Here is a 17,192-nt window from a genome sequence, read left to right as displayed (position 1 = left end):
AACCCGCAGCCATGACGAGTCGTGTCCGTACCGCGGTCGTCGGGTTGGGGTATTTCGGTTCTTTCCACGCAAGGCACTACGCCCTGAATCCAGACGCTGAGCTTGTCGCCGTCGTCGATGCCGACGGTGAGCGCGCCCGTGTGCGCGCCGGCGAACTCGGCTGCGAGGCGATGGCTGCCCACCGCGACCTGTTCGGCAAGGTGGACGCGGTTTCCATCGCCGCGCCGACGTCTCTCCACTACGACATTGCGCGCGAGTGCATCGAGGCGGGACTGGATGTCTTCGTCGAGAAGCCGATCGCCGAGACCGTCGAGCAGGCCAATGCGCTGATCGACGCCGCGCGGCAGCGCAAGGTGGTGCTGCAGGTCGGTCATATCGAGCGGTTCTCCACCGTGTTCGGCGCGCTCAAGCAGGCGGTTTCCAAGCCGATGCTGGTGGAAGCGCGTCGGCTGGTGCCGTTCCGTCCGCGCGCCAACGATGTCAGCGTCGTCTCCGACCTGATGATCCACGATATCGACCTTGTGCTGGACCTTGTCGGCTCCGAGCCGGTCAGCGTCACGGCGGACGGGCTGTGCCTCGTCAACCGCACTGCCGACCACGTGACCGCGCGCATCGGTTTTGCCAATCGCGCTGCGGCGATCCTGACTGCGGGCCGCGTCGGTACGTCGGGCGAACGCACCCTTCGCGTGATGGAAGAAGATCGCGCGCTGCTTTGCGACCTCCAGAACAGCAAGCTGTCTGCGGTCAGCGTCAACGGCCTTGCCGAAACGCTGGGCGAGGGGGCTGTCGGGGCGTCGGAAGGCGAAGTCGAGCGCCATGACAACCTTGGCGCGGAAATCGCCGAATTCCTTTCCTGCTGCGCCCAGCGCGGCACACCCACCATCACGGGCGAGACCGGGCGAAACGCGCTCGCCATCGTCCAGCAAATCGAGGCCGCGCTGGGTGAAAGCGTGTCCGCATCCGCTCAGGAGTTGTCGCGTGTCGCAAGCTAATTCCGCCCATGCCAAGCCGGAACTCGTCCGCCGCCAGGTCAACCTGTTCGACCTGCAGCGCCAGAAGGCGCGCCTTGGCGCGGAAATCGAGGCGCGCATCGACCGCGTGCTCGACCACGGGCAGTTCATCCTCGGGCCGGAAGTCTCGGCGCTGGAAGAAGACCTCGCGGCCTTTGCCGGCGTGAAGCACGCGATCGGCGTTTCCTCGGGCCGTGACGCGCTCATCATGGCTCTGATGGCAATGGACGTTGGCGCGGGCGATGCGGTCTTCGTGCCGGCCTTCACGTTCTCCGCGACCGCCGGTTCGGTTGCCTCAGTTGGCGCGACGCCGGTCTTCGTCGACGTGCGCGAAGACACGTTCAACATGGACGCGGACGACCTTGCCCGCGCCATGGAGCGTATCAAGAAGGAAGGCAAGCTGACGCCGAAGGTCGTCATGCCGGTCGACCTTTATGGTCTGCCCGCTGACTACCAGGCGATCAACAGGGTCGCCGAAGCCTATGGCGTGCGCGTCATTGCCGATGCCGCCCAGAGCTATGGCGGCGAGGCGGGCAACACCCGTGTCGGCGCGATGGCACCGCTTTCGGCGACCAGCTTCTACCCGACCAAGCCGCTCGGCTGTTACGGCGACGGCGGCGCGATCTTCGCAGCCGACGATGATCTCGCCGAAGCCGTTCGCCAGATCCGTCACCACGGCCGCGCCGGCGACGGTGACGAGGCGCTGCGCCTTGGCATGACCGGCCGTCTCGACACGATCCAGGCTGCCGTGCTGCAGGTTAAGCTTGCCGCCTTCGAGCAGGAACTGGGTGCGCGCCGCAGGCTCGCGTCAATGTACACCGAACGCCTGACCGGCAAGACCTCGCTGCCCTTTATTCCACAAGACCACGACAGCGCCTATGCGCTCTACACCGTGCGTGTGAAGAACCGCGACGGCGTGCGCGCCAAGCTGCAGGAAGACGGGATCGGCACCGGCCTGTTCTACCGCATTCCGCTGCACCGGCACCCGGCGTTCGCGCAGTGGGTTGGCGAGGGCGAGCGTCACCCGGTTTCGGAAGCTCTGGCCGAAGATGTCCTCAGCCTGCCGATCCACGCGGACCTGACCGACGACGAACTCGAGTACGTGGTCGAGCGGTTTCTCGCAGCCATCGCCTGACGCTTCCTAGGCAAACGTCGCGGCGATGCCTGCGATGTTCGTGCCGCGCGTCTCGGTCTCCCACGTTTGACCGGGTGCGATGGGCACGGCGCGCGTCAGCGTGCCGGTCGTCACCATGTGACCGGCCTCCACGGGGCAGCCGATTTCCAGCGCATGGCGCAGGGCCTTCACCGGGCCGCCGAGCACCAGTGACGTGCCGCCGTGTTCCACCGTGCCGTCACTGCCTTTCAGCCTAATTTCGAAATCGCCGAGGTCGCTTGCGGGGTGGCGCGGGCCGAGCAGCAGCTTGCCGTGCAGCCCGTAGGCGGCGACCGTGTCGGGGGCGGTGAAGCGCCAATCCCTGAACGGCGACTGCACCACCTCGAACCCGTGCGCCACCCAGCCTGCACAGGCCAGCAATTCCTCGTCGCTCATCTCAGGTGAGGGCGTGCGCTCCATGCTGAAGCAGATTTCCGGCTCGATGCGCGGCTCGATGAAGGTGGCGAGGTCCAGGTCACCTTCCAGCGGTGCGACGGTGGTGTCGTACATGTAGCCCCACATCGGCGCATGGACATTGTATTCGTCCCAGATCGAGCGATTGGTAAAGCCGATCTTCATGCCAACGACCTGCTCGCCATTGGCGACCCGCCGCTTGCGGATTTCCTCGGTCACCGCGTAGGCCTGATCCATGTCGAGGCCGTCGAACGAGGGGATGGACACGACGTCGCCAAAGGCGGTGAGGACGGCGCTGGCGATGGTCTGCGTATCGGGACTGGACATGGAACCTCCGGATTTCTCGTTTTCAACGAGTGTTACCCATCGCAGGGCATGAGGCCAATACGCGAACGGCAGTTGAACGCGCGATCGTTTGCCGCTCAAGTGGCGGTCAAGCACAATCGCAGCGCGGAGAACCAATGGCCGATATCACGATCCGCAAACTGGAAGCACGTGACCGCGCCGGGTGGGACCCGCTGTGGCAGGGCTACCTGACCTATTACGAATCCGCCGTTTCCGACGAGATCACGGAAACCACGTGGCTGCGCCTGCTGGACAAGAACCAGGATCCGCACGGGTTCTGCGCGGTCGATGGCGACGGCCGGCTTATCGGCATTGTCCACTACCTGTTCCATCGCTCGACATGGAGCGATAGCGGCTATTGCTACCTTGAAGACCTGTTCGTCGACCCAAACGTGCGCGGCGGCGGCGTTGGGCGGCTTCTGATCGAAGCGGTCTACGCCACGGCGGCAGATCGCGGTTCCAGCCGGGTCTACTGGAACACGCAGCATTTCAACACGCGCGCCCGCAAGCTCTACGACCAGGTGGCGACGCTTTCTCCCTTCGTCCAGTACCGTTATTCTCCCCCGAAGACGTGACCGCGCCGGTGAAGCGCGGCAGACAGGCAGGAAACCCATGATCCCCAATTCTCAACCCGGCCTCGATTTCGGCCTTGGCGACACCGCCGACATGATCCGCGACACGGTGGCAGGCTTCACCGCCGATGCCATCACCCCGATTGCAGCAGAGATCGACCGGACCAACGAGTTCCCGATGCACCTTTGGCCGAAGCTCGGCGAGCTTGGCCTGCACGGCATCACCGTGGAGGAGGCAGATGGCGGCTCCGGGCTTGGCTACCTCGAACATTGCATCGCGATGGAGGAGATCAGCCGCGGTTCAGCCTCGGTGGGGCTGTCCTACGGGGCGCACTCGAACCTCTGCATCAACCAGATCCGCCGCAACGCCAATGCCGACCAGAAGGCGCGCTACCTGCCGAAGCTGATTTCGGGTGAGCATGTCGGCGCACTGGCCATGTCGGAGCCGGGCGCTGGATCGGACGTCGTGTCCATGCGCACGCGCGCCGACAAGAAAGGCGACCGCTACGTGTTGAACGGCAACAAGATGTGGATCACCAACGGTCCCGTCGCCGAAACGCTGGTCGTCTACGCCAAGACCGACCCGGACGCGGGGCCGCGCGGCATGACGGCCTTCCTGATCGAGAAGGGCATGAAGGGCTTCTCCACCGCCCAGAAGCTCGACAAGCTCGGCATGCGCGGCTCCGACACCTGCGAACTCGTCTTCGAGGATTGCGAGGTTCCCGAGGAGAACGTGCTGGGCCAGGTCGGCAGTGGGGTGAACATCCTGATGAGCGGGCTGGACTACGAGCGCGCCGTGCTGTCTGCCGGGTCCGTGGGCATCATGCAGGCCTGCATGGACATCGTCATGCCGTACCTGCACGAGCGCAAGCAGTTCGGCCAGCCGATCGGGACCTTCCAGTTGATGCAGGGCAAGGTCGCCGACATGTACACCCGCATGAACACCGCGCGGGCCTATGTCTACGCTGTTGCGCGGGCCTGCGACCGGGGGATGACCACACGGATGGATGCCGCCGGTGCGATCCTCTACGCGGCAGAGACCGCAACGTGGATGGCGCTGGAGGCAATCCAGTGCCTCGGCGGCAATGGATATATCAACGACTACGGCACCGGGCGGCTGCTCCGCGACGCCAAATTGTACGAGATCGGCGCGGGCACCAGCGAGATTCGCAGGTGGCTGATCGGGCGCGAGCTTTTCGAGCAAACAAGTTGAGTGATGAACCTGAACGAAAAATAACCATCGTCATTCAGGAAACTTTCAGGCGGTTGCGCGTTTACTTGTCACAACAACACAGCGTTCCCACATGAGAACGAACAAGACGTGACAGGAGTCAAACAGATGGAACCGCATCAGCCGATGCAGCCGAAGTCCGCCATTACCACGGTCGTGATTGCCTTCTTCATGGCAACGGTCGCGATGGGCCTGGGCCGTTCGATGATCGATAGCCCTGTTTCCCCGAATGCCTCCGTCGTGGCGACCGCCCATGACGCCCCGGTGATCCAGGCCGGCATGTAAGACAAGCGCGCTGGCTCACAGCCGGCGCGACCATAACGCGCTTCAGAGCCGCGATTTCAGGACACGAAGGGTTCTCAGGCGCCGCGTGTTCAGGACGACGAGCCGGAGCGCGCCACCGCCAGCGCGACGAAGATCAGCGCGGCGGCGATACCCAGCGAGGGGGTCAGGGCCTCGCCCAGCAGCAACACCCCGAACGCCAGCCCGAACAACGGGATCAGGTTGCCCACATGGGCAAACAGCGAAAGCCCGATCTTGCGCACAAGGTGGTAGCGCAGGATGTAGGCAAGCCCGGTCGGGAACAGCCCCAGGTAGACAATGGCCGACAATGCCTGCGCGGAGAGCGCGGGCGGCGGCCCCTGCGTGACGAGCGCAAACGGCAGGAACACCGCCGACGCCAGCCCGAGGACGAGCGCGGACAACCGCACAGGGGGAATGTGCGGGATGCGCCGCACCAGCACACCCGACGAGATGTAGCAGCACGACGCGATCAGCGCGGCTGCCGGCGGCAGGATGCCCCCACCAAGCCCATGCAGGGCCTCAAACCCCAGAACCGTCATCACGCCTGCAAACCCGAGCGTCACGGCAACGGCCTTGCGGGTCGTGAACTTGTCGTCGCTGCTCGTAAAGTGGGCGATGCCCATCGCCAGCAGCGGCCCGACGCCCATTAGCAGCGCGGTGGTGGAGGAGGGTATCTGCGATTGCGCCCACGAGATCAGGAAGAACGGGATCAGCACGTTCAGCGCGGCGAGCGCCACGATCAGCCGCCATTCGGACCGCGTCGATGGCCAGATCCAGCCGCGATAGAGCGCCCAGGGCAGCAATACGAGAAACCCGATCAGCACGCGCAGCGCGACGAGCCAGACAGCGCCTGATTCGACGACGCCGATCTTGATCGCCATGAAGGCGGAACCCCAGACCGCTGCCAGCAGCACCAGCAGCGACAGGTCGAGGGGCGTTGCCGCGCGGATGGCGGGCTGCGAAACGGAGGCCATGGTCTGTTGGTCTTTCCACCCGGAGAGGCTTATTGTTTGAAGCCTCACTAGAGGCAATTCCACGCAACGCCAAACGCATTATTCGCATCGGTGCTGCGCATCCAGCGAAGCGGTCACCCCGTCTCCATGTTCTTCTATGTCGCCAAAATCGGGTGGTTCGTCGCCCAGCCGTCGAACGCGCTGGTCATAGGGCTGGTGATCGGGTTTGTGCTGATGCTGGCGGGAATGCGCCGTTTCGGGCGGGTTCTCGTGGGCCTGGCAGTGGTCGGATTTCTTGTTGCCGGGTTTTCACCGCTCGCCAACGCGCTTTTGCAGCCGCTTGAAGACCGCTTCGCCCGCGTCGAACCAGCGAGTGGCGAGGTGGCGGGCATCGTGCTGCTCGGCGGCGGGCTCGAAACCATCGTCACGACGACGCGCGGCGTGCCCGCGCTCAACGAGGCCGCCGACCGGCTCACGACATTTGCAGCCCTCGCACGACGCTACCCGCAGGCGCGGCTGATTCTTTCCGGCGGCAGCGGCGGGCTGGTCTACCGTGACCTCGATGAATCCGGCGTTGCGGAAGACCTGCTCGCGTCGCTGGGAATCGACCCCGACCGGCTGGAACTTGAGTCGGTGTCACGCGACACCTTCGAAAACGCTGTCAACAGCCGGGAACTCGCCGATCCGCAGCCTGACGAGACATGGCTGCTGGTCACCAGCGCTTTCCACATGCCGCGCTCCGTCGGCTGCTTCCGCAAGGCGGGGTTCGACGTCCAGGCCTATCCGACCGACTACAGGACGCGCGGGCCGGAAGACCGCACGCGGCCCTTTTACTCTGCCTCGGACGGGATGCGGCGCCTTGATATCGTGACGCGCGAGTGGCTTGGATTGTTCGTCTACGCGATGACCGGGCGGACGGATTCCGTTTTTCCACATCCGTGAATTTTTCATCAACGCCGTCTACGACTTTCGTATAAGTCACGTGGCGTGAGCCTCATTACCCCCATTGATTTCGCAAGTGCGAAGACGTATGCCCGTCGCGCTCTCAGACGCAGTGCATTTCGCGCCGCCAATCTGTCTTTGATTTCGGGGTAGGATTTGATGAGCGACACTGGCAAATGCCACTATCTGAAGCCGGCGATGTACTCGCTGGCCGTACTCGGCGGGATCGTTCTTGTCGTGACGCTGTTCGGCGGATTCGAGCCGCAGGCCGTCGCGGCGCGCTAAGCGCCGCACCTGACTTTCCAAAGCTCTCCATGACAGATTTTGCGCGTTGCCGGTCTTCGGCCCGGCATGCAATTCTGTCGTGGTGCGCCGCCTGGCGCTGGTCATGCGGGGAGGAACGAGTTGGCCCAGAACATCACAACCGGATTTCACGATCTCGTCGACCGGGCGAATGCCGAGGTCGAGACGGTGAGCATCGAGGCCGCGCGCGCCATGCACGGGCGCGACGATGTCGTGTTCATCGACATTCGTGATGTTCGCGAGCTTGCCCGCGAGGGCAAGATGCCGGGCGCGTTCCACGCGCCGCGCGGGATGCTCGAAGCCTGGATCGATCCGCAGAGCCCGTACCACAAGGACGTTTTCGCGCAGGACAAGACCTACGTCTTCTTCTGTGCCGGGGGGCTTCGCTCGGCGCTGGCTGCGCAAACCGCGCAGCAGATGGGCCTGAAGCCGGTCTGCCACGTGGAAGGCGGCTTTGGTGCCTGGAAGAAGGCCGGCGCGCCGGTCAACGAGCCGGAACCGCGCGGCTGAGGCCTGGCGGAATGCAGCTCTTGCGCCCGCGATGTGGCACGGGGACGCGAAACCGGATAACCCTTGCGAACAAGATCAGGGCCGGGAGCAATCCGGCCAGCCGCAGGGAGTAGACCATGCCGAAGCTTTCCAGCGAGATCGTCACCGGTTCGCCGGAATTCGCCGCCAATCGCGACGCGATGCAGGCGCTGGTCGCCGATCTTTCCCGGAAGCGGGCCGAGGCGGCAGCCGGTGGGTCGGAGAAGGCGCGCGAGCGCCACGTGAACCGCGGCAAGCTGCTGCCGCGCGAGCGCGTCATGCGGCTGCTCGATCCCGGTTCGCCGTTCCTTGAAGTTGCGCCGCTGGCCGCACTCGGTCTCTATTCCGGCGATATCCATGCCGCCGGCATGATCTGCGGCGTGGGGCGGGTTTCGGGTCGCGAATGCATGGTCGTTGCCAACGATGCGACCATCAAGGGCGGCACCTACTTTCCGATGACGGTGAAGAAGCACCTGCGGGCGCAGGAAATTGCGCGCGAGAACCGGCTTCCGTGCATCTATCTCGTCGATTCCGGCGGCGCGAACCTGCCGCACCAGACGGAAGTCTTCCCCGACCGCGATCATTTCGGGCGCATCTTCTACAATCAGGCCAACATGTCGGCGGAGCGCATTCCGCAGATTGCCGTCGTGATGGGGTCGTGCACGGCGGGCGGAGCCTACGTGCCGGCCATGAGCGACGAGACCATCATCGTGCGCCGGCAGGGCACGATCTTCCTCGGCGGGCCGCCGCTGGTGAAGGCTGCAACCGGCGAGGAGGTCACGGCGGAGGATCTCGGCGGGGCGGACGTGCATGCCCGGCTGTCCGGTGTCGCCGACCACTACGCGCTGGATGACGAGCACGCGCTCGACATCGCGCGCAACATCGTCGCCAACCTCAACACGACGCACGCGCCGGACGTGACGCTGATTGATCCGGTCGCGCCGGCCTATGACCCGGCGGAACTGGACGGAGTGGTCCCCGCATCACTGACTGTTCCCTACGACATTCGCGAGGTGATCGCGCGGATCGTCGACGGGTCGAGCTTCGACGAGTTCAAGGCGCTCTACGGCGAGACGCTCGTCACCGGGTTTGCGCGCATCGAGGGCATCCCGGTCGGCATCATCGGCAACAACGGCATTCTCTATTCGGAATCGGCGCAGAAGGGCGCGCACTTCATCGAACTGTGCTGCCAGCGCAAGATCCCGCTGCTGTTCCTGCAGAACATCACCGGCTTCATGGTCGGGCGTGATTACGAGGCCGGTGGCATCGCCAAGGACGGCGCGAAGCTCGTCACCGCCGTTGCGTCGGCCAAGGTGCCGAAGGTTACCGTCATCGTCGGCGGCTCATACGGCGCGGGCAATTACGGCATGTGCGGACGAGGCTACCAGCCACGCTTCCTGTTCATGTGGCCGAATGCGCGCATCTCCGTCATGGGCGGCGAACAGGCGGCAAGCGTTCTGGCGACCGTCAAGCGCGACAACATGGAAGCCGATGGGGACCAGTGGAGCGCAGAAGACGAGGATGCCTTCAAGGCACCGATCCGCGCGAAGTACGAGGAGGAGGGCCACCCGTACTACGCGACCGCGCGGCTGTGGGACGATGGCATCATTGCGCCGTCCGAGACCCGCCGCGTGCTGGCGCTGGCCTTCGCCGCAACGCTGAATGCGCCGATCCCTGACACGCCCTTTGGCGTGTTCCGGATGTAGTCGAAGGTCAGGCGTAGCCGAGGCTTTTCGCGCCCACATAGGCGGCGACGACAAAGATCACAATGGCGAAGACCTTCTGCAACGCACCGCGTCGCGCTGCGAGATTGCGCGAGGCGAGGCCCCCCGCGACACCGCCCAGAACTCCGCCAACGAGGAACAGGCCCGCCACAGGCCAGTCGATCAGTCCGGAAGCCGCGTAGTTGGCGGCTGTCGTGAAGCCGAAGGCGGACACGCCGACGAGCGAGGACGCGACGGCGGAAATCATCGGCATGCCGGTCGCAAGGATCAGCCCCGGCACGATGAGGAAACCGCCGCCGATTCCGAAGAAACCGGACAGAACGCCGGTGGCAAGGCCGATAGGGATCAGTCGCGGCAGCAGGCGGCCTGCGCTGTCTCTCGTCAGGCGAACGGTGGCGTCGCCATCGCCCTTGCGCGGGCGCAGCATGGCGATGCCGGTTGCGACCATGACGATGGCAAAGAGGCCGATGAGATTGTCGCCGTCCACCATCTTGCCGAGGGTCGAGCCTGCCAGCGCACCGAGGATACCGGAGGCGGCAAAGACCCCGGCACAGCGCCAGCGCACGTTGCCCGCGCGGGCATGTTCGAACAGGTTGAACAGCGCGTTCGCGCCGACCGCCAATGCGCTGGTGCCGATGGCGGCATGGGCGGGCGTGACGCCGACGAGATAGGCGAGCAGGGGGACGGCGAGGATCGATCCGCCGCCGCCGATCAGCCCCAGCGAGAAGCCGACCAGGCTTCCCGACAGGACCGAGAAGGCGGCAGTGGTGGCATCGATGATCATGCCTCTTGCGGCGTGCCGCCTGCAGGTTCGGACCGGCGGTTCCAGGGCATGACGGCGAGCATTCGTGCCATGCCGCAGAAGCCGGTGACACCGGCAAAGGTCAGCCCTGCGCCGACAAAGGCGGAAATGCCGAAGAAGGCAGGGTGCAGCAAGAAGCCGAGGACGACGCCGAGCAGCACAAGCGAACCGGCGGCGATCTGCACCTGTCGCATCAGATCGATGGGCCGGCTTTTGTCGACCTTCGTCTCGAACCCGGCCTTTTTCCAGGCCTCAAGGCCGCCTTCGAGGATGTAGGCGTTGGTGTGGCCCAACGGACGGAGGTGGTCGATAGCCGCCATGGTGCGGCCGCCGGACCGGCAGTGATAGATGACCGTTTCGGAATTGCCGGTGTCGGCGGTTCCGGCGGAAATGCGCGAAAGTGAAACGAGCTTTGCGCCAGGAATGTGCTCGCGGGCGTATTCGTCAGCCTCGCGGATGTCGACGAGCTTCGCGCCGTCGCCGATCAGCTTGCGGGCCTGCTGGGGTGTGATGGTGGTCGGGGTCATTCGGTTTCCCTCGCATGGGAGCTTTTGCAAAACAGGGTGTGGAGCAGGTCGAGCACGGCGCGAGCCCGGTCATCCGAGATCGAGTAGTAGATCGCGAGGCCATCGCGCCTTGAAGACAGCAGGCCTTCGGCGCGCATGCGCGCCAGGTGCTGGGACAGCGCCGACTGGGAGAGGCCCACGCGTTCGGCGAGCGTTCCAACGCTCATTTCTCCGGCATCCGCGAGTGCGCACAGCACCAGAAGGCGCCTGTCATTGGCGAGCAGCTTGAGGAAGTCAGCGGCGCTGCCGGCGCTTTCCTCAAGCGACCCGTTCGCCGGGTCCTTGCTCTCTGTATCCCTGCGAAGGGCGGTATCGGCTGTCATCGGCATTTGATGTATCTCAGGTCCTGTCGGACCTGCCTGTTGACTAGTTTAGTGGATACTAACATATAGATATTCGAATTTGTTTTCAAGATGGAGATGCGAAGGAGGCATCGTCATGAAAAGTCCCGAAATCCGCGCGTTTTTCGATGAGCCCACCAACACGGTCAGCTATCTCGTATGGGATACGCAGACGAAGCAGGGTGCGATCATCGACCCGGTTCTCGATTTCGACCTGGCATCCGGCGAGGTGTCGATCGACTCGGTGGACGCGATCCTTGCCGCAGCGAAAGAAGAGGGGGTCGAGGTCGTGCTGGCGCTGGAAACCCACGCCCATGCCGACCACCTGTCCGGTGCGCCCTACATCAAGGCGAAGACCGGCGCGAAGATCGGCATCGGCGCGCACATCAAGGACGTGCAGAAGATCTTCCGCCCGGTGTTCAACGATCCCGACCTGAAGACGGACGGCAGCGATTTCGACCGGCTGTTCAAGGATGGCGAGACGTTCCGCATCGGCGAGCTCGACGTGGAGGTGCTGCACACGCCGGGCCACACGCCGGCCTGCGTCAGCTACAAGATCGGCGATGCCGTTTTCGTCGGCGACACGCTGTTCATGCCCGATTTCGGCACCGCGCGAGCCGATTTCCCCGGTGGCGACGCGCGCCGCCTCTTCCAGTCGATCCAGAAGCTGCTGGCGCTGCCGCGCGAGACGCGGCTGTTCATGTGCCACGACTACAAGGCTCCCGGGCGCGACGACTACGCCTGGGAGACGACCGTGGGCGCGCAGCGCGATGCGAGCATCCACGTTCGCGAAGGCACCGACGAGGACAGCTTCGTGTCCATGCGCGAGGAGCGGGACGCGACGCTGGCCGTGCCGCGCCTGCTGGTGCCCTCGATCCAGACCAATATTCGCGCCGGCCGCTTCCCGGAGGCTGAATCCAACGGCGTCCACTACCTGAAGATCCCGGTGAAGCCGGCGGGCAACCTGCAACTGCTCTGAGTGGCTCGCGGCGCTGGTCGGCCTGTCGGCGGCGTGGTAAGCAGCGGCATGATCAAGACGCTGCTTATCGCCAACCGCGGCGAGATCGCCTGCCGCATCATCGCCACCGCGCGGCGGCTCGGAATCGCGGCCGTTGCGGTCTATTCCGATGCCGACGCAAACGCGCGCCACGTGCGCCATGCCGACCGGGCTGTCCATATTGGCCCGGCTGCGGCCCGCGAGAGCTATCTCGATGCGTCGAAGATACTGGATGCGGCGCGCCACAGCGGTGCCGATGCCATTCACCCCGGCTACGGCTTCCTGTCGGAAAACGCAGCCTTCGCGGAAGCCTGCGAGGCCGCCGGCATCATCTTCGTGGGGCCGACGGCATCCGCCATCCGCGCGATGGGCCTGAAGGACGAAGCCAAGGCACTTATGCAAGAAGCGGACGTTCCCGTGGTGCCGGGCTATCATGGCAGCCGTCAGGAGCCGGAATTCCTGCGCTCCAAGGCCTACGAGATCGGCTATCCCGTCCTCATCAAGGCGGTCGCGGGCGGCGGCGGCAAGGGCATGCGTCGCGTCGACAAGCAGATTGCCTTCGACGAGGCGCTGGAGGCCGCGCGTCGTGAAGCCTCCGGTGCTTTCGGCGACGACCGGGTGCTGATCGAGAAATTCGTCGCCTCGCCCCGCCATATCGAACTGCAGGTCTTCGGCGACAGCCACGGCAACGCGGTTCACCTGTTCGAGCGCGATTGCACCGTGCAGCGCCGCCACCAGAAGGTCGTCGAGGAAGCGCCCGCGCCGGGCATGACCGATGGCCTGCGCGCCCGCATGGGCGAGGCGGCCGTCGCTGCTGCCAAGGCGGTGAACTATCGCGGTGCGGGGACGGTGGAGTTCATCGTCGACGGGTCGCAGCCCTTGAGCGACGAGTCGCCATTCTACTTCATGGAAATGAACACCCGGCTGCAGGTGGAGCACCCGGTGACGGAGTGCATCACCGGGCTGGACCTTGTGGAATGGCAATTGCGCGTGGCCGACGGTGAGCCGCTTCCAGCCGCGCAGGAAGACCTCATCATCGACGGACACGCGGTGGAAGTGCGGCTCTACGCGGAGGACCCGGAAACCGGGTTCCTGCCATCGACCGGGCACCTGCACGCGCTGGAATTCGGGTCCGGCGAGGGCGTCCGGATCGATGCCGGCGTCAGCGAAGGCGATGACGTGTCGCCGTTCTACGACCCCATGATCGCGAAGATCATCGCCCATGGCGACAACCGCGATGCCGCGCTTGACCGGCTGGCGAACGCCATGGCCGAGACAATCGTGGCCGGACCGAAAACCAATCTCGGGCTGCTGCAACGCATCGTGGACGACGAAACCTTCCGAGCCGCATCGTTCGATACCAGCTATCTCGACCTGTGGAGCGAGGATGACTTCCAGCTGAGCAGCGAGGGGGCGGAGATTGCCGCAGCTGCCGGACTGATCGCGCTGCTGGGGGCGGAAGCCGACAAGGCCGACCGGTCGCGGGCAGGGTCAGGTCATGATGCCCGCACGCCGTGGGATGATCTCGACGGCTTCGTGCTGGGTGAGCCGGTTCCGACGAGCTACCGCGTCGACGTGAACGGTGAGAGCCGCACGCTGCGCGCTGCGTGGAACGGCGGCCAGCCGCAGGTTCTCAGCGACAATGCCACCGACGCCGAGGCGGATGTGTCCGTCACCGTCATTCAGGACGGTGAATCCAGGGCTTTCGTGCAGGTGGACGGGTTCCAGCGCGAGGTGGTCTTCACCCGGCGCGACATTGCGCAGGCCGATGGCGGCGCATCGGACCTCGTCGCGCGCGCGCCCATGCACGGGCGGATCGTCTCGATCCTCGTGGGCGAGGGCGATGCGGTGGAGGTTGGCCAGACGCTGGCGGTGGTGGAGGCCATGAAGATGGAGCACGCCATCAAGGCGCGCATTCACGGCACGGTGGCAAAGGTTTCCGGCGCGCCCGGCGACCAGGTTTCGCAGGGCGCACCGCTCGTTGAAATCGAGGCGCTGGAAAGCGCCGAAGCTGTCAGTCCTTGAGGACGAAGGTCACTTTCATGTTGACGAGCCACTCGGAAATCGAGCCGTTCTCGACCTTGCAGTTGATGTCCTGAACCCAGACGCTCTTGATGTTGTCGAGGGTCTCGTTGGCGCGTTCCACGCCCTTCTTCACGGCATCCTCGACGCCGACGGTGGAGGCGGAGGTGATTTCGGTTACGCGTGCGACGGACATGGGATGTCTCCTTGGTTGGTGCCTTGCGCCACGTGGCGCATGAAGGGACAACCGGTCGCGGGCGGCTGTGTTCCGTCATTTGTCCGGGGATAACGAATGCACACGAGTTGACCCGCCGCCGGCGAACGCCATTCTTGGCGCGATGTCGACCAATCTCGTCAAATTGTGCGTGGGCGCGAGTTCCATCGAGGATCTCGAAGGCTGGATAAAGCAACGCAAGGCTGCCGCCGAGCGGGGCGGGAAGACCTACGAGCAGTTCCACACGACCCGCCAGATGCCGAAGGCGCGCGACGAGCTGCTGGCAGGCGGTTCGCTCTACTGGGTCATTCGCGGCATGATCGCCTGTCGGCAGGAAATCACGGACCTCCGACCGGTGACGGACGCGGAAGGCATTTCGCGCTGCCAGATCGTGCTGGCGCAGCCGATCATTCGGGTGCGCCCGCAGCCGCGCGGGCCGTTCCAGGGCTGGCGCTACCTCAAGCCCGACGATGCACCGCCGGACCTCGCCAAGGGCCAGAGCGGCGAGATGCCCGACCCGGAGATGGCGCGCGCGCTGGCAGAACTGGGCCTGCTGTAGCGCTCAGGCCGCCGATATGCCGCCATTGATGGAGATGGCCTGTCCGGTGATCTTGGCGGCGGCAGGACTTGCGAGAAACACCGCCAGTTCGGCCAGTTCCTGCGCTTCCACCACGCCCAGATGGGCCATCTGCTCTGCCTTGGCGAACAGCTTTCCGGCGAAATCGTCCGCCATCAGCCGGTCATACAGTGGCGTCTCGCGAACGATGGACGGCGTGATGCAGTTGGCGCGAATGCCGTTGCGCCGCGCTTCGATGGCCAGCCCCCGCGTGAACATGACGATGAAGGCCATGACGCCGCCAATCACGGCCTCGCCGGGTGTCGCGATCTTGGCCGCGTCCGACGCGACGTTGATGATCGCGCCGGATCCGCGCTCGCTCATGTGAGGCAGTACCGCGCGGCAGGGCAGGACGATTGCATTGCAGGCCGGGCCGGTCATGGCCGGAATGTCTTCAATCGGTGTCTTATGGAACAGCTTCGGCAGGTCATTGCCGCCGGCCGAATTGAAAAGCACGTCCACGTGGCCCAAAGCGGACAAGGCCGTTTCGACTGCCTGCGTCGCACCGTCGGGTGTGGAGATGTCGCAGGGCGCGGCGCCGATCGTGCGGTCGGGGAATTCTGCACGCAGGCTTTCGGCGGCGGCCTCTGCGCGCTCCCCATTCCGCCCGTTGACCACCACGCCGCTGGCGCCCGCAATCAGCATGGCGCGGGCGGTGGCAAGGCCGATCCCGGCGCTCGCACCGGTGAGAAGGACGGTCTTGCCGGACAGGGCATCGGTCATGGTCTGCCTCACACGGGGATGTTGTCGATCAGTCTCGTCTTGCCGAGCCAGGCGGCGGCCAGCAGGCGGATCGGCCCGCTGCCAAGGCTGTTGATGGGCGACAGGTCGTCGGCATTGCGGCTTTCGAAATAATCCACCTTGAAGCCGGAAACCGAAAGCCTTGAACGCGCCTCGCGCAGGGCCCACGCGATGGACGAGCCTTCACGAATGTGGATCGCCGTGTCGATCAGCGTGCGGTAGAGCACCGGCGCCACGTCGCGATGTTCGGCTGAGAGATACGTATTGCGCGAGGACATGGCGAGGCCATCCGCCTCGCGGATGGTGGGCATGCCGTAAATTTCGCTCGGGATATCGAGGTCGCGCGCCATGGTCTTCACCACGAGGAGCTGCTGGTAGTCCTTCTCGCCGAAGACCGCGACATCCGGCCCGCATTGCAGCAGCAGCTTGGCGACGACGGTTGCGACGCCTCCGAAGAAGTGCGGGCGCGCCACGCTTTCCAGATCCTCCGCCGGGCCGCCGAGCGTCACCTTGGTGCAGAAGCCTGCCGGATACATTTCCTGAATGTCCGGTGCGAAGACCACGTCGGCTCCCAGCCCGGAGAGCTTGGCGACGTCGTCATTCAGGGTGCGCGGATAGCGGGCAAAATCCTCGGTCGGTGCGAACTGCGTCGGATTGACGAAGATCGAGACGACGACGCGGTCAGCCTTGCCCAAGGCTTCCTCGACCAGCGCGAGGTGGCCGGAATGCAGGGCACCCATGGTGGGCACCATTGCGACGGTTTGGCCGTCCTTGCGCCAGGCTGCGACCTGGTCGCGCAATTCGCGGACCGTGTGGATGATCGTCGGGGTCTTCGTCATGGGCTAACTCGAACTACGCACTCAAAACGGCTTCACGCGCCTTGCCTGCGCGGCAGGGGCAGGGTGGGAGACGACTTGACCTCCTCCATCACGAAGTAGGAATGCGTGCCGGCAACAGCGGGGAGCGAGCCCAGCGCGCCGCCCAGCAGCGCACGATATTCGCCCATGTCACGCACCCGCAGTTTGAGCAGGTAGTCGAAACCGCCGCCGACCATATGGCATTCGATCACCTCGCGCACGTCCTGAACCGCAAGATTGAACTCCCGAAGCGTCGATTCATCGGTATTTTTCAGGGAAACCTGCACGAATGCCACCATTCCGCGATCCATCAGGTTCGGATCGAGCCGGGCGTGGTAGCCTGCGATGTAGCCCTCGCGTTCCAGCCGGCGCATGCGCACGGCACACGGCGTGGGGCTGAGATTGACGGACTTGGCGAGGTCGGCCAGCGTCATGCGGCCATCGGCCTGAAGCGCTGCCAGAATTGCCATGTCCGTTTGGTCGATATCGTTCGCCATATGCGTCTCAGCCGTAGAATCTGCGATGCTTGATGCTTCACGACGATATTTAATCACGCAA

General features: G+C 64.8%; 21 protein-coding genes. 12 read left to right on the top strand and 9 right to left on the bottom strand.

All coding sequences use genetic code 11. The features are described 5' to 3' along the window. Window positions 1-11 precede the first annotated feature (11 nt). Together ACKTEK_RS08405 and ACKTEK_RS08400 are read left to right on the top strand one after the other, a co-directional pair. The gene (locus tag ACKTEK_RS08405) at window positions 12-992 is read left to right on the top strand and encodes a Gfo/Idh/MocA family protein (protein WP_409164779.1); all 981 of its coding nucleotides are present in this window, start codon (window positions 12-14) and stop codon (window positions 990-992) included. Beyond that, window positions 979-2,145, top strand: a complete 1,167-nt coding sequence (locus tag ACKTEK_RS08400; RefSeq protein WP_409164778.1) for a DegT/DnrJ/EryC1/StrS family aminotransferase — start codon at window positions 979-981, stop codon at window positions 2,143-2,145. The genes ACKTEK_RS08405 and ACKTEK_RS08400 overlap by 14 nt, the downstream gene beginning before the upstream one ends. A gap of 6 nt (window positions 2,146-2,151) precedes the next feature. Here the strand turns inward: ACKTEK_RS08400 and ACKTEK_RS08395 are convergent, their stop codons facing one another. Next, entirely contained in the window at window positions 2,152-2,904 is a 753-nt protein-coding gene (locus tag ACKTEK_RS08395) for a 2-keto-4-pentenoate hydratase (protein ID WP_409164777.1), read from the bottom strand. Between the two features lie 134 nt (window positions 2,905-3,038). On the opposite strand from ACKTEK_RS08395, the gene ACKTEK_RS08390 reads away from it, so the two are divergent. The 3 genes from ACKTEK_RS08390 to ACKTEK_RS08380 all read left to right on the top strand — a co-directional run bounded on the left by ACKTEK_RS08390 (window position 3,039) and on the right by ACKTEK_RS08380 (window position 5,010). Beyond that, window positions 3,039-3,497, top strand: coding sequence for a GNAT family N-acetyltransferase (locus tag ACKTEK_RS08390; protein WP_409164776.1), 459 nt, complete (start codon window positions 3,039-3,041; stop codon window positions 3,495-3,497). Between the two features lie 37 nt (window positions 3,498-3,534). Beyond that, window positions 3,535-4,707, top strand: a complete 1,173-nt coding sequence (locus ACKTEK_RS08385) for an isovaleryl-CoA dehydrogenase (RefSeq protein ID WP_409164775.1) — start codon at window positions 3,535-3,537, stop codon at window positions 4,705-4,707. Window positions 4,708-4,833: 126 nt separating this feature from the next. After that, window positions 4,834-5,010: a hypothetical protein gene (locus ACKTEK_RS08380; protein WP_409164774.1), complete on the top strand. Its 177-nt coding sequence runs from the start codon at window positions 4,834-4,836 to the stop codon at window positions 5,008-5,010. A gap of 89 nt (window positions 5,011-5,099) precedes the next feature. Here the strand turns inward: ACKTEK_RS08380 and ACKTEK_RS08375 are convergent, their stop codons facing one another. Further along, window positions 5,100-6,002, bottom strand: a complete 903-nt coding sequence (locus ACKTEK_RS08375; protein WP_409164773.1) for a DMT family transporter — start codon at window positions 6,000-6,002, stop codon at window positions 5,100-5,102. A gap of 126 nt (window positions 6,003-6,128) precedes the next feature. Here ACKTEK_RS08375 and ACKTEK_RS08370 point away from each other — a divergent pair, with 126 nt between their 5' ends. The 4 genes from ACKTEK_RS08370 to ACKTEK_RS08355 all read left to right on the top strand — a co-directional run bounded on the left by ACKTEK_RS08370 (window position 6,129) and on the right by ACKTEK_RS08355 (window position 9,460). Continuing rightward, window positions 6,129-6,923 (top strand): YdcF family protein, encoded by a 795-nt coding sequence (locus ACKTEK_RS08370; protein ID WP_409164772.1) that lies wholly within the window; start codon window positions 6,129-6,131, stop codon window positions 6,921-6,923. A 159-nt stretch (window positions 6,924-7,082) separates the two neighbouring features. Then, complete coding sequence (locus ACKTEK_RS08365; protein ID WP_409164771.1) at window positions 7,083-7,208, top strand: hypothetical protein; 126 nt, start codon at window positions 7,083-7,085, stop codon at window positions 7,206-7,208. 120 nt (window positions 7,209-7,328) lie between these two features. Next, window positions 7,329-7,736, top strand: coding sequence for a rhodanese-like domain-containing protein (locus ACKTEK_RS08360; RefSeq protein ID WP_409164770.1), 408 nt, complete (start codon window positions 7,329-7,331; stop codon window positions 7,734-7,736). Window positions 7,737-7,852: 116 nt separating this feature from the next. Continuing rightward, window positions 7,853-9,460: a carboxyl transferase domain-containing protein gene (locus ACKTEK_RS08355; RefSeq protein WP_409164769.1), complete on the top strand. Its 1,608-nt coding sequence runs from the start codon at window positions 7,853-7,855 to the stop codon at window positions 9,458-9,460. Window positions 9,461-9,467: 7 nt separating this feature from the next. Here ACKTEK_RS08355 and ACKTEK_RS08350 read toward each other — a convergent pair whose 3' ends face one another. The 3 genes from ACKTEK_RS08350 to ACKTEK_RS08340 are packed head-to-tail and all read right to left on the bottom strand — an operon-like array spanning window position 9,468 to window position 11,175. Next, the gene (locus ACKTEK_RS08350; RefSeq protein WP_409164768.1) at window positions 9,468-10,262 is read right to left on the bottom strand and encodes a sulfite exporter TauE/SafE family protein; all 795 of its coding nucleotides are present in this window, start codon (window positions 10,260-10,262) and stop codon (window positions 9,468-9,470) included. Beyond that, the gene (locus ACKTEK_RS08345) at window positions 10,259-10,807 is read right to left on the bottom strand and encodes a rhodanese family protein (protein ID WP_409164767.1); all 549 of its coding nucleotides are present in this window, start codon (window positions 10,805-10,807) and stop codon (window positions 10,259-10,261) included. Before ACKTEK_RS08345 ends, ACKTEK_RS08350 begins: the two co-directional genes overlap by 4 nt. After that, window positions 10,804-11,175, bottom strand: a complete 372-nt coding sequence (locus ACKTEK_RS08340; protein WP_409164766.1) for an ArsR/SmtB family transcription factor — start codon at window positions 11,173-11,175, stop codon at window positions 10,804-10,806. Before ACKTEK_RS08340 ends, ACKTEK_RS08345 begins: the two co-directional genes overlap by 4 nt. Before the next feature lie 109 nt (window positions 11,176-11,284). On the opposite strand from ACKTEK_RS08340, the gene ACKTEK_RS08335 reads away from it, so the two are divergent. Both ACKTEK_RS08335 and ACKTEK_RS08330 read left to right on the top strand, forming a co-directional pair. Further along, window positions 11,285-12,166 (top strand): MBL fold metallo-hydrolase, encoded by an 882-nt coding sequence (locus ACKTEK_RS08335; protein ID WP_409164765.1) that lies wholly within the window; start codon window positions 11,285-11,287, stop codon window positions 12,164-12,166. Between the two features lie 48 nt (window positions 12,167-12,214). Continuing rightward, window positions 12,215-14,209, top strand: a complete 1,995-nt coding sequence (locus ACKTEK_RS08330) for an acetyl-CoA carboxylase biotin carboxylase subunit (RefSeq protein ID WP_409164764.1) — start codon at window positions 12,215-12,217, stop codon at window positions 14,207-14,209. Here the strand turns inward: ACKTEK_RS08330 and ACKTEK_RS08325 are convergent. Then, entirely contained in the window at window positions 14,199-14,402 is a 204-nt protein-coding gene (locus tag ACKTEK_RS08325) for a dodecin family protein (RefSeq protein ID WP_409164763.1), read from the bottom strand. The genes ACKTEK_RS08330 and ACKTEK_RS08325 overlap by 11 nt on opposite strands. Before the next feature lie 142 nt (window positions 14,403-14,544). On the opposite strand from ACKTEK_RS08325, the gene ACKTEK_RS08320 reads away from it, so the two are divergent. After that, on the top strand, window positions 14,545-14,979 hold the full coding sequence (locus ACKTEK_RS08320; protein ID WP_409164762.1) for a DUF1489 family protein: 435 nt from the start codon (window positions 14,545-14,547) through the stop codon (window positions 14,977-14,979). Window positions 14,980-14,982: 3 nt separating this feature from the next. Here the strand turns inward: ACKTEK_RS08320 and ACKTEK_RS08315 are convergent, their stop codons facing one another. From ACKTEK_RS08315 to ACKTEK_RS08305, 3 genes are read right to left on the bottom strand one after another with little or no spacing between them, the layout of a single operon-like run. Beyond that, window positions 14,983-15,759: an SDR family NAD(P)-dependent oxidoreductase gene (locus tag ACKTEK_RS08315; RefSeq protein WP_409164761.1), complete on the bottom strand. Its 777-nt coding sequence runs from the start codon at window positions 15,757-15,759 to the stop codon at window positions 14,983-14,985. 8 nt (window positions 15,760-15,767) lie between these two features. Next, window positions 15,768-16,616, bottom strand: a complete 849-nt coding sequence (gene panC / locus ACKTEK_RS08310; RefSeq protein ID WP_409164760.1) for a pantoate--beta-alanine ligase — start codon at window positions 16,614-16,616, stop codon at window positions 15,768-15,770. Window positions 16,617-16,648: 32 nt separating this feature from the next. Next, window positions 16,649-17,131, bottom strand: a complete 483-nt coding sequence (locus ACKTEK_RS08305) for an Lrp/AsnC ligand binding domain-containing protein (RefSeq protein WP_409164759.1) — start codon at window positions 17,129-17,131, stop codon at window positions 16,649-16,651. Window positions 17,132-17,192 lie beyond the last annotated feature (61 nt).

Source organism: Tepidamorphus sp. 3E244 (genome assembly GCF_046159835.1).
In the GTDB taxonomy this organism is placed as follows: domain Bacteria; phylum Pseudomonadota; class Alphaproteobacteria; order Rhizobiales; family Tepidamorphaceae; genus JACKJK01.
The sequence above is the reverse complement of the archived record's forward strand: the minus strand, read 5'-3'. Positions and strand labels throughout refer to the sequence as shown.

Bases quoted from the DNA above. Each gene is read 5' to 3' on its own strand.
- ACKTEK_RS08405 (WP_409164779.1), top strand. From the start codon at position 12: ATGACGAGTCGTGTCCGTACCGCGGTCGTCGGGTTGGGGTATTTCGGT.
- ACKTEK_RS08395 (WP_409164777.1), bottom strand. From the start codon at position 2,904: ATGTCCAGTCCCGATACGCAGACCATCGCCAGCGCCGTCCTCACCGCC.
- ACKTEK_RS08390 (WP_409164776.1), top strand. From the start codon at position 3,039: ATGGCCGATATCACGATCCGCAAACTGGAAGCACGTGACCGCGCCGGG.
- ACKTEK_RS08385 (WP_409164775.1), top strand. From the start codon at position 3,535: ATGATCCCCAATTCTCAACCCGGCCTCGATTTCGGCCTTGGCGACACC.
- ACKTEK_RS08380 (WP_409164774.1), top strand. From the start codon at position 4,834: ATGGAACCGCATCAGCCGATGCAGCCGAAGTCCGCCATTACCACGGTC.
- ACKTEK_RS08375 (WP_409164773.1), bottom strand. From the start codon at position 6,002: ATGGCCTCCGTTTCGCAGCCCGCCATCCGCGCGGCAACGCCCCTCGAC.
- ACKTEK_RS08370 (WP_409164772.1), top strand. From the start codon at position 6,129: ATGTTCTTCTATGTCGCCAAAATCGGGTGGTTCGTCGCCCAGCCGTCG.
- ACKTEK_RS08365 (WP_409164771.1), top strand. From the start codon at position 7,083: ATGAGCGACACTGGCAAATGCCACTATCTGAAGCCGGCGATGTACTCG.
- ACKTEK_RS08355 (WP_409164769.1), top strand. From the start codon at position 7,853: ATGCCGAAGCTTTCCAGCGAGATCGTCACCGGTTCGCCGGAATTCGCC.
- ACKTEK_RS08350 (WP_409164768.1), bottom strand. From the start codon at position 10,262: ATGATCATCGATGCCACCACTGCCGCCTTCTCGGTCCTGTCGGGAAGC.
- ACKTEK_RS08345 (WP_409164767.1), bottom strand. From the start codon at position 10,807: ATGACCCCGACCACCATCACACCCCAGCAGGCCCGCAAGCTGATCGGC.
- ACKTEK_RS08340 (WP_409164766.1), bottom strand. From the start codon at position 11,175: ATGCCGATGACAGCCGATACCGCCCTTCGCAGGGATACAGAGAGCAAG.
- ACKTEK_RS08335 (WP_409164765.1), top strand. From the start codon at position 11,285: ATGAAAAGTCCCGAAATCCGCGCGTTTTTCGATGAGCCCACCAACACG.
- ACKTEK_RS08330 (WP_409164764.1), top strand. From the start codon at position 12,215: ATGATCAAGACGCTGCTTATCGCCAACCGCGGCGAGATCGCCTGCCGC.
- ACKTEK_RS08325 (WP_409164763.1), bottom strand. From the start codon at position 14,402: ATGTCCGTCGCACGCGTAACCGAAATCACCTCCGCCTCCACCGTCGGC.
- ACKTEK_RS08320 (WP_409164762.1), top strand. From the start codon at position 14,545: ATGTCGACCAATCTCGTCAAATTGTGCGTGGGCGCGAGTTCCATCGAG.
- ACKTEK_RS08315 (WP_409164761.1), bottom strand. From the start codon at position 15,759: ATGACCGATGCCCTGTCCGGCAAGACCGTCCTTCTCACCGGTGCGAGC.
- panC (WP_409164760.1), bottom strand. From the start codon at position 16,616: ATGACGAAGACCCCGACGATCATCCACACGGTCCGCGAATTGCGCGAC.
- ACKTEK_RS08305 (WP_409164759.1), bottom strand. From the start codon at position 17,131: ATGGCGAACGATATCGACCAAACGGACATGGCAATTCTGGCAGCGCTT.